The 10115-nt window shown below is 58.3% G+C and carries 7 protein-coding genes; 1 reads left to right on the top strand and 6 read right to left on the bottom strand.

Annotation, left to right across the window (positions count from 1 at the left end):
• From DSM25558_RS06000 to DSM25558_RS05980, 5 genes are all read right to left on the bottom strand, one after another.
• Positions 1–824, bottom strand: an 824-nt coding sequence (locus DSM25558_RS06000; protein ID WP_077102795.1) for a DUF4167 domain-containing protein, incomplete at its 3' end; no start/stop codon positions are given.
• A gap of 391 nt (positions 825–1215) precedes the next feature.
• Positions 1216–2082, bottom strand: coding sequence for a peptide chain release factor N(5)-glutamine methyltransferase (gene prmC / locus DSM25558_RS05995; protein WP_256387054.1), 867 nt, complete (start codon positions 2080–2082; stop codon positions 1216–1218).
• On the bottom strand, positions 2079–3158 hold the full coding sequence (gene prfA, locus DSM25558_RS05990) for a peptide chain release factor 1 (protein WP_077102793.1): 1080 nt from the start codon (positions 3156–3158) through the stop codon (positions 2079–2081). Before prfA ends, prmC begins: the two co-directional genes overlap by 4 nt.
• 29 nt (positions 3159–3187) lie before the next feature.
• Positions 3188–5455: a phosphoenolpyruvate--protein phosphotransferase gene (gene ptsP, locus DSM25558_RS05985; RefSeq protein ID WP_077102791.1), complete on the bottom strand. Its 2268-nt coding sequence runs from the start codon at positions 5453–5455 to the stop codon at positions 3188–3190.
• 167 nt (positions 5456–5622) lie between these two features.
• Positions 5623–6900 carry an aspartate kinase gene (locus DSM25558_RS05980; protein WP_077102789.1) on the bottom strand — a complete coding sequence of 426 codons (1278 nt, stop codon included), beginning with the start codon at positions 6898–6900 and terminating at the stop codon, positions 5623–5625.
• 353 nt (positions 6901–7253) lie between these two features.
• Here DSM25558_RS05980 and DSM25558_RS05975 point away from each other — a divergent pair, with 353 nt between their 5' ends.
• Complete coding sequence (locus DSM25558_RS05975; protein WP_077102787.1) at positions 7254–9104, top strand: DEAD/DEAH box helicase; 1851 nt, start codon at positions 7254–7256, stop codon at positions 9102–9104.
• A gap of 54 nt (positions 9105–9158) precedes the next feature.
• Here the strand turns inward: DSM25558_RS05975 and DSM25558_RS05970 are convergent, their stop codons facing one another.
• Entirely contained in the window at positions 9159–9983 is an 825-nt protein-coding gene (locus DSM25558_RS05970; protein WP_077102835.1) for an SH3 domain-containing protein, read from the bottom strand.
• Positions 9984–10115: the final 132 nt, after the last annotated feature.

Here is a 10115-nt window from a genome sequence, read left to right as displayed (position 1 = left end):
GTGCTGCGGGGGCGGCGCGGGGTTCGTTCCGTTGGAGCAGAGCCTACCTGGGCTTCTTCTTCTACGGCAACTTCCTTGGGCGTGCCTTCGATGACCGGCTGCGGTGCAGAGCTGGCGTCATAGACGGGTACGCTGACCGGAACAGGTGCTGGTGTTGAGGCCGGTGCAACAACGGCAACGTTCTCTTCTTCACCTTCGCGCGGCTGACGTTCCTGACGGGCCGGGCGTTCGCGACGATCGCGGCGCTCGTTTCGTTCCTGACGCTCTGGACGATCCTGGCGCTCGGCACGCTCAGGGCGTTCCTGACGCTCAGTGCGGTCCGACCGCTCTGGCTGTTCGTTGCGCTGAGACTGGTCATTGCGTTGAGGCTGGTCGTTGCGCTGCGAGCGCTGGTCCTGATGATCCTGCATGGAAGGCGCAGAGCCCATGCCGTCATCATTGTCATCGCCGTCGATATCGTCGCCGTCACGGTCCTGCTGGAACTCGCCGCGTTCATCGCGCTGGAAGCGTTCCTGCATCTGCGCCTGAGCGGACAAGATGATACGGTTATAATGTTCTGCGTGTTGCAGGTAGTTTTCAGCCATGACGCGGTCGCCGGAGCTCTGAGAATCGCGGGCAAGCGTCAAATATTTTTCGGCTATATGCTGGGCTGTGCCGCGTACTTTAACGTCCGGGCCGGAGCTGTCATAACTTCTGGTGAGCGGATTGCCGCCCTTGCGGTTGAAGTTATTGTTGTTGTTCCCGCTGCCACCACCGCCGCCGCCATTGTTATTGTTGTTGCTGCCACGCCCCCGGCCGCGCTTGTTTTGCTGTCCTGGCCTCATCAATTGCTCACCTGAATTCTGTCTTGCTGATAATTATTGTTGTTTCGATGCAATGGCGGAAGGGTGGACCACGGCCCGGTTTTCCGAAACTGCTCCCATCGCGCGCCTTGACCCCAAGGACAAGACCTCGCGTATATTGCCCGGATGCGCAAATGCTGCATCTAGCCGCCTGCGAACAAAGTTTACTGAGTCACATGCCGGGAACGCCCAGCCTTACAGGGTTCTCAAAAAGAACCCGCGTCGGGACTGATCCTTACCATGGCGAATCTAAAATTCGCCCTCAGCCACCCTGCATGTGGCGGCAAACTAGCCCGCTTCCCGTGGAAATCCAAGCCTTTTCTTTTGCTTTGCAAAATAACCTTGAACAAAACACATATCGTATCAACCCGGCCTATTTGCAAAAGATCAAAGCGCGATCATTCCCGCCATAATCCCTGATTGCTTCGATACAGCCATACGCGTTGCTTGCGAATATGGCCGTCACATCCACTTTTTGATCGTAACCGATTTCAACGCCGATAACGCCGTCTTCGCTGAGGAAATCCACCGCTTTTTCGGCAATCGAGCGGTAAGGAGAAAGGCCGTCCTCACCGCCATCGAGCGCCAGCATCGGGTCGAAATTGCGCACGTCACGATCAAGCGTTTCGATGACTTGCGTTTTTATATAAGGCGGATTCGACACGATTATGTCGAAACGACCGGAAATCTGTTCGAACCAGTGGCTTTCGACAGCCTCGAACCTGGCATCGAGCCCGTGCCGGTTTGCATTCTTGCGCGCCGTTTCCAGAGCATCTGGTGAAATATCGCTGCCGACGCCGGTGGCTTCAGGGCATTCATGCAGAAGCGCCAGACAGATGGCACCGGTGCCCGTCCCCATATCGAGAATGCGTGCGGTGCCAGTATTCGCGATGATGCGTTTGACGTGGGGCAGCAGCGCATCCACCAGCACTTCGGTGTCTGGCCTTGGCTCCAATGTGCCCTGAGACAGAACCAGATCAAGGCCATAGAATTCGCGATGCCCGAGAATGCGATGCACCGGTTCGCCATGTTCGCGTCGGGCAATCATGGCCTCGATCTCCGCGGTCTCTTCGTCACTGACCAGGCGGGTGCCGTTTAACACGAAATCCGTCAGCGAAAAGCCGACGACCTCCCCCATCAGCAAGCGCGTGTCGGTCAGCGGATCGGCGATGCCAGCATCCGTCAGACGCTTGCGCATCTGCGCGGCGAAGGCATCGACCGTCAGTGGCGACTGGCTCACGGCTGCTCGCCGAGTTGGGCCAGCTGACCGGCCTGATAATCGGAAATCAGGGCGTCCACCATTTCATCGATGTCACCCTCTATCATGCGGTCCAGCTTGTAGAGCGTGAGATTGATGCGGTGATCGGTAATGCGGCCTTGCGGAAAGTTATAGGTGCGAATGCGCTCGGAGCGGTCGCCGGAGCCGACTTGGCTCTTGCGCTCGGCAGACCGTTCGCCATCCACTTTCTGACGCTCGATATCATAAAGACGGGAGCGCAGAACTTGCATGGCTTTCGCACGGTTCTGGTGCTGCGATTTTTCCGAACTGGTGACGATAAGGCCGGTGGGCAGATGGGTGATGCGGACCGCAGAGTCGGTGGTGTTGACGTGTTGGCCGCCAGCACCGGATGCACGCATCGTATCGATGCGGATGTCCTCGGGGCGGATTTCGATGTCGATCTCTTCGGCTTCCGGCAGAACGGCAACGGTTGCTGCCGAGGTGTGGATGCGTCCGCTCGCTTCCGTGTCCGGCACGCGTTGCACGCGGTGAACGCCGGATTCGAATTTCAGCTTGGAGAACACGCCGCGCCCGGTGATGGTGGCGATGATTTCCTTGTAACCACCTGCCTCCCCTTCGCTGGCTGAAAGTATTTCGACCTTCCAGCCTTTGGTGCTGGCGAAGCGCTCGTACATGCGAAACAGATCGCCCGCGAAGAGAGCAGCTTCCGAACCGCCGGTACCAGCGCGAATTTCAAGGATCGCGCTTTTCTCGTCGGCAGCGTCCTTGGGCAGAAGAAGGATCTGCATGTCCTTCTCGAGCGTCTCGATATGCTCGGATATATCAGGCAGCTCGGCCTCGGCCAGATCGCGCATGTCCTTGTCGGTCGATTTATCCGCCAGCAACGCTTCGAGATCGGCAGCTTCGGCAAGCGCTTTTTCGTATTCACGGATCTTGTTGACGACCGGTTGAAGCTCGGAATATTCGGACGCCAGCTTCACATAGACATCGGCCGCAGGGCCAGCCGCCATGCGCGCTTCGATTTCACCGAAACGCCGCTCAAGCTCACGCATTTTTTCGACGGGGAGCTTAGCCACCTGTCACGCACTCCAATTGTTGTTGGCTTTCAGATAGGGATAGAATGCGTGGCTGCAAAGCGCAAAAGCACCTGCCGGGTGCTTTCCGCCGACTTTTGATCGTCCAATGCCGCATCGAGCTCAGCCGCTAGCGCACCAACGTCCAGCCCCAGCAGCATGGCTTTAACCGGGCCGATGGCCGTTGGCGACATGGAGACGGAGCGGAAGCCCAGTCCCATCAGGGCCATGGCCGACAATGGCTTGCTGGCCATTTCGCCGCACAATGTCACAAGCGTGTTGTTGCGTGCGCCTGCACGAACGATATCGCGCAGAATGCGCAGAAACGGCTTGCCCAGATTATCGAAACGGTCGGACACGCGCGCATTGCCGCGATCCACCGCCATGGTGAACTGGAACAGGTCATTGGAGCCGACGGAGACGAAATCGACTTCCTGCATCAACTCATCCAGCTGCCACATCAGCGCTGGTACTTCGAGCATCGCGCCGAATTGCAGCTTGCGCGGCAGGGAATGGCCGAATTTCGACAGGTGCTGTACTTCTTTCTGTAACAACTCACGGGCGGCTCGAATTTCGGATACTTCCGTGATCATCGGCAGCATGACGCGCAGTTCGGCACCGGAGGCTGCACGCAACAGCGAGCGAAGTTGCGTGCGCATCAGGCCGGGACGATCCAGCGACAGGCGGATGGCGCGCCAGCCGAGTGCGGGATTTTCCTCTTCCTGACCGCGCATATAGGACACGACCTTATCGCCGCCGATATCCAGCGTGCGGAAGGTAACCGGCTTGCCCTTGGCGTTGCGCAGAACGCTGCGATAAAAGGCTTCCTGCTCCTCACCCTTGGGCATGTTCGAGGCGATCATGAACTGAAGCTCGGTGCGGAACAGGCCGATGCCATCAGCGCCGGATTCTTCCAGCTGCGGCAGATCGACCAGCAGACCGGCGTTCATCTTCAGATCGACTCGCACGCCGTCCTTGGTGACGGGCTCGACATCGCGCAGCGCCCGAAACTGTTCCTGACGCTTGGCGCGCAGACGAACTTTTTCCTCATAGGCGCGCTGCAAGTCGATGACGGGACGCAGATGGACCTGCCCATCATCACCGTCGATGATGATCGGGTCGTTGTTTTCCGCGAGCGCCACGATGCCAGCTGCCTGGCCGATGATGGGGATGCCCATGGCACGTGCAACGATGACGACGTGGCTGGTGACAGCACCGTCTTCCAGCACCAGACCGCGCAGCTTTTCACGCGGGTAATCCAACAGTTCGGCAGCACCCATGGCACGGGCCAGAACGATGGCATCGGCGGGGAAATCCTGCTCCGGCGGACGACCGCCATAACCGATCAGTTGGCGCAACAGGCGGTTGGCCAAATCATCGAAATCATGCATCCGCTCGCGCAGATAAGGATCAGTCAGACGCATCATGCGCGCCTTGGTATCGCTTTGAACCTTTTCGACCGCCGCTTCCGCCGTCAGGCCGTTGCGGATGGCTTCTTCCATACGACGCACCCAGCCCTGGTCATGGGCGAACATGCGATATGTTTCCAGCACCTCGCGGTGCTCGCCTTCAGTAGCGACATCGCGGCGCTGAAGCATGTCGTCAATGGACAGGCGCAGGGAGCCGATGGCTTCCGCCAGACGCCGAATTTCGGTGTCGGCGTCCTCGTTCAGGAGATTGGTGACGACAATACGCGGATCATGCAGCACGACATGGCCAAGGCCGATGCCTTCACCATAGGCATCGCCATCGATCGAGACGGCTCTCGTCAGATCCAGTTCGACGCCGGGGCGGGTGATTGTTTTCAATTCACCGCTCGCTACGATTTCCGCAATGAGCATCGCAGTGGTTTCAAGCGCTTCAACTTCATCCTCCCGGTATGTTCGGCTGGTCTTGTTCTGGACGACAAGAACGCCAAGAGTGCGACCGGATCTCAAAATCGGCACACCCAGGAAGGAATGATAAATTTCTTCACCCGTTTCAGGGAGATAGCGGAAAGCTGGATGCGCCTGAGCATCGGAAAGATTGAGCGGTTGGGCAGATGCGGCGATGGTGCCGACGAGGCCCTGCCCCATTTTCAACTGGGCAAGATGGACTGCGTCTTTATTGAGTCCTTCGGTGGCATAAAGCTCCAGCACACTGTCGGAACGCAGCACGTAGACGGAACACACTTCGGCGACCATGTTGCTGGCAATCTGCCGAACAATCTGGTCGAGACGCTCCTGCGGCTCAAGATGCTCCGCCATCATTTCGCGGAGCCGCTTGAGGAGGACGCGTGGACCTGCAGAAAGGTCTCTCATCGCGTGTGCTCCCTGATGTCTTCATCATGCGGGCCGAGATGATCCGCATGGCAATCAATCAAAATCTATGCCGCCTGCACAGCAAACCGCAAGGCAGGGATGCACAGCCGACCGAACATCAGGCACGCCACAACAAGAATCGGATGACGTGTATCGACGTTACGGAATCAACTCTTATCGAGACCGTAAGCAGAATGCAAAGTACGAACTGCAAGTTCCGCGTATGCGCCATCAATAAGAATGGAAATCTTGATTTCCGACGTCGTGATGGCCTTGATGTTGATATTCTTCTCGGCCAGAGCCTTGAACGCGCTGGCAGCAACACCGGCGTGGCTGCGCATGCCGATGCCGATGACCGACACCTTGGCAAGGCCGGTTTCGTTCTGAACAACGTCAAAACCAATCTGGGTCTTGTTGTCTTCCAGAACCTTGATGGCCTTGGGCATATCGCCCGATGGAACCGTAAACGTCATATCGGTGCGCGAACCATCTTCTGAGATGTTCTGCACGATCATGTCCACATTGATATGCGCTTCGGCCAAGGGTCCGAAGATGGCAGCGGAAACACCCGGCCGGTCCGACAGGCGGCGCAGCGAAATTTGTGCTTCGTCCTTGGCATAGGCTATGCCGGTTACGACTTCCTGTTCCACGATTTCTTCCTCGTCACAAATCAAAGTACCGGGCGGATTGATAAGGTCACCCATGCCCGGCGCATCGGGATCCTCGAAACTGGAGCGCACGAAGGTACGAACCTTGTGCACCATGGCAAGCTCGACAGAGCGAACCTGCAAAACTTTTGCGCCGAGAGACGCCATTTCGAGCATTTCCTCGAAGGCGACCTTCTTCAGGCGGCGTGCCTTTGGCACGATGCGCGGATCGGTGGTGTAGACACCGTCGACATCGGTATAGATATCGCAACGATCTGCCTTGACGGCAGCGGCGATGGCAACGGCAGATGTATCCGACCCACCACGACCAAGCGTGGCAATGCGGTTATCCGGGCCTAAACCCTGGAAACCGGCAACGACGGCGACCTGGCCCTCGCCCATGCGGCGGACGATATCGGACCCGTCAATCTCGAGAATGCGGGCAGCGCCGTGGGCATTATCGGTGCGGATGGGAATTTGCCAGCCCTGCCACGAGCGGGCATTGACGCCCATGGACTGCAAGGCGATGGCCAGAAGGCCTGATGTGACCTGCTCGCCTGAGGCGACGATCGCATCATATTCACGCGCATCGTAGAACGATGTTTCCTTGGAGCCGGCCACCTTAGGGGTGTTCTGGACCCAGTCCACCAGTTCGTTGGTTTTGCCGGACATGGCGGACACCACCACGGCCACTTCATGGCCAGCATCCACTTCACGTTTCACATGCCGCGCGACATTATGAATGCGTTCGAGATTTGCGACGGATGTACCGCCGAATTTCATGACAATGCGCGCCATAGTTTGACCAGTACCATCCCATTATTACCGCCCAAACGGCGGACAAGAGCACAACCCAGTCGGCCCTTCCTAAAAACGGCCTCAGTTCCGGGTCTCATAGCGAAAAGGCATGGGCCACGCAATGCCGTTTATGAACCGTGCGGTACGCCTTTTTGCCGAGACAGTGCCCCATGTACGGCGTTTCAACAAAGCGAGCGTACCGCTTTGGTCTGTACAAACGTCGCTATTCACAGTATGAGCGCGTCAATTCAACTGGCTGAATGGCCGAAATGGCCCGTATCGGCTGCTTTATAACCCTTATGATCTAATGGTTTCGAGCGGATGCAGGCAGCCCAATATCCGAAAGACGGTAGATGACAGAAACCCAGGGTATCGCCCCGGCGATTGCACAGGCGTTGGAAAAACGCGGCTACAAAGATTTGACCCCTGTTCAGAAGGCAATGCTTGCCCCTGAGCTGGACGGACAGGACGCGCTGGTTTCCGCCCAGACGGGCTCTGGCAAGACCGTCGCCTTCGGAATGGCCATTGCCCCGACGCTGTTGCAGAAAAATGGCCGCTTCGGCCAGGCCGGCGCGCCACTCGGCATCGCCATTGCCCCGACCCGCGAACTTGCCATGCAGGTGATGCGCGAGCTGGAATGGCTTTACGAGTTCACCGGCGTTTCTATTGCGTCCTGCGTTGGCGGCATGGATATCAGAGCTGAGCGCCGTGCGCTGGAGCGCGGTGCGCATATCATCGTCGGTACGCCGGGACGCCTGTGCGACCACATCAAGCGCAAGGCGCTGGACCTTTCGTCCATTCGAGCCGTGGTGCTGGATGAGGCTGACGAGATGCTCGACCTCGGTTTCCGCGAAGATCTGGAATTCATTCTGGAAGAATCGCCGTCCGACCGTCGCACGCTGATGTTCTCGGCGACCGTTTCGCGCAGCATCGCTAAGCTTGCCGAAAGCTACCAGAAGAACGCTGTGCGCGTTGCAACGACATCCGAGCAGAAGCAGCACGTCGATATCGAATATCGCGCCATGGTGGTTTCGCCATCCGACCGCGAAAACGCAATCATCAATGCACTGCGCTTTTATGAAGCGCGCAATGCCATCGTGTTCTGCTCCACCCGTGCTGCCGTCAACCATCTGACCGCGCGTTTGAACAATCGTGGTTTCTCCGTCGTGGCGCTGTCTGGTGAATTAAGCCAGAACGAGCGTACACATGCGTTGCAGGCCATGCGTGACGGCCGCGCCCGCGTTTGCGTGGCAACAGACGTTGCCGCACGCGGTATCGATTTGCCGGGTCTCGAGCTCGTCATCCACGCCGATCTGCCGACCAACTCCGATACGCTTCTGCACCGCTCTGGCCGTACAGGCCGCGCCGGACAGAAGGGTATCAGCGCCATCATCGTGCCGATGAGCCAACGCCGCAAGGCGGAGCGTCTTCTTGAAGGTGCCAAGGTCAGCCCGGCCTGGGTTCGTCCGCCATCTGCCGAAGAAATCACCCAGCGGGATGGCGAGCGCCTTTTGGCCGACGCCTCGCTGACGGAAAATGTCAACGACGACGAGCGCGATTTCGTCGCTAAGCTTTTGGAACAGCACGGTGCCGAAAAGGTTGCTGCTGCTTTCGTGCGTCTCTACCATGCGGGTCGTTCAGCACCTGAGGACATCGCCGAAGTTTCGCTGGATGGAGCCCGCAAGCCACGCCGCGAAGGCTTCGAGACCGTTGAAAACAACGAACCACGCCGGGATCGTTCCGACTTTTCCGACAGCGGTTGGTTCACGCTTTCCGTTGGTCGCAAGCAGAATGCCGAACCACGTTGGCTCATTCCCATGCTGTGCCGCTTCGGCAAGCTGACCCGCCAGGATATTGGCGCGATTCGTATGCAGCAGACCGAGACCTATGTGGAACTGGCCGCCGATGCGGTAGACCGTTTCACCTCCGCACTCGGCAAGGACATGATGCTGGAAAAGGGCATCCGCGTTAAAGCCATGGACGGAAAGCCCGACATGACCGGCGGTGCGCGCGAAGAAACCCGCCCTGCAAAGCCGCAGCGGAAATTTGCCGAAAAGCCCGCAGCCGGTGGCGAACGCCGCACGGACGACAAGCCTTGGAAAAAGAAATCGGCTGCGCCCGCTGGTGACAGACCCGCGAAGTTCGATGGCAAAAAAGACAAGCCATTCGAAAAGCGCGCTCCCAAGAAAAAAGATCGCACATAACAAAAACCCGGCGGAGATGATCCGCCGGGTTTTTTTCTTTTTGCGATGTAGGAATTACCTAGGTAGCTGGCAGCCGGGCGAACCCACGATACAACCCAACTGTTGTCCATCCTGCGGTGGCGGCGGTGGGCGATTACCATCTGGACGACCTCGACCCTCATCATTCTGACGACGTGGATCGTTTTGGTTCATATCGCGGTTGCGGTCCCGGTTGTTGTCGCGGTTAGCGTCCCGATCTCTATTGCGATCACGGTCGCGATTGTCGTTATCCCAACGCTGTCGGTCATTGTCGCGATCCCGCATCGGTGGACGTTGACGATCGTTCTGGTTCCAATCGCCATGGCGCTGCTCCCAGCGACCATCGTTCGGACCGCGGTCTCTACGGTCGTCACGACCACGCCAGTCATCCCGTGGACGGGGTGGCGGGCCACCGAAATCGCGCGGTGGCGGGGCGTTCCAGTAACCACCCGATGGTGGCGGACGGCGCCAGCGGTCACGATCACGGTAGAAATCGCGGTTGCGGTAGTTCTGATCCCAATAACGTCCGGCTTCGAAGGTGATGATCGGCACGCCGAGATCACGGTAGTAGCGCGGCTCTACATAGACGCGGTTCTGTCGGTAGATGGCCTGAACGTAACGCCCGGCGACCCAGCCACGACCATAGCTGAACGAAACGTCGCACCACGGTGTATCCGACAGGCAACCGTGGATCGTCAGTGGTTCGCCATTGGGAATGACAACAACGGCTGGGTATGCCGTGCTTGGTCCGGAGCGCATATTGACGTTGGCAGTGGAAAAGCCCTGCGTCGCCGCTTCAGCCAAGGCCGGGGCGGCGACAAGCGCAAGCAGCGCAAAGGCACCAAACAGTTTCTTCTTCATTTTTTCTCCCTCAAGCAAGAGCTTGGCCGCCGATATCGGCATGTGACATTTCGAAAATACGCGCTTGATGATGAACGCAGCATGAAACGAAAATGCCCTGATAACGGTTCCTTCCGTGTCCGCCTGAAGCCT

The organism is Agrobacterium sp. DSM 25558 (genome assembly GCF_900100825.1).
Lineage (GTDB): Bacteria > Pseudomonadota > Alphaproteobacteria > Rhizobiales > Rhizobiaceae > Agrobacterium.
Note: the sequence above shows the minus strand (reverse complement) of the source record. Positions and strands in the feature narration are given on the sequence as shown.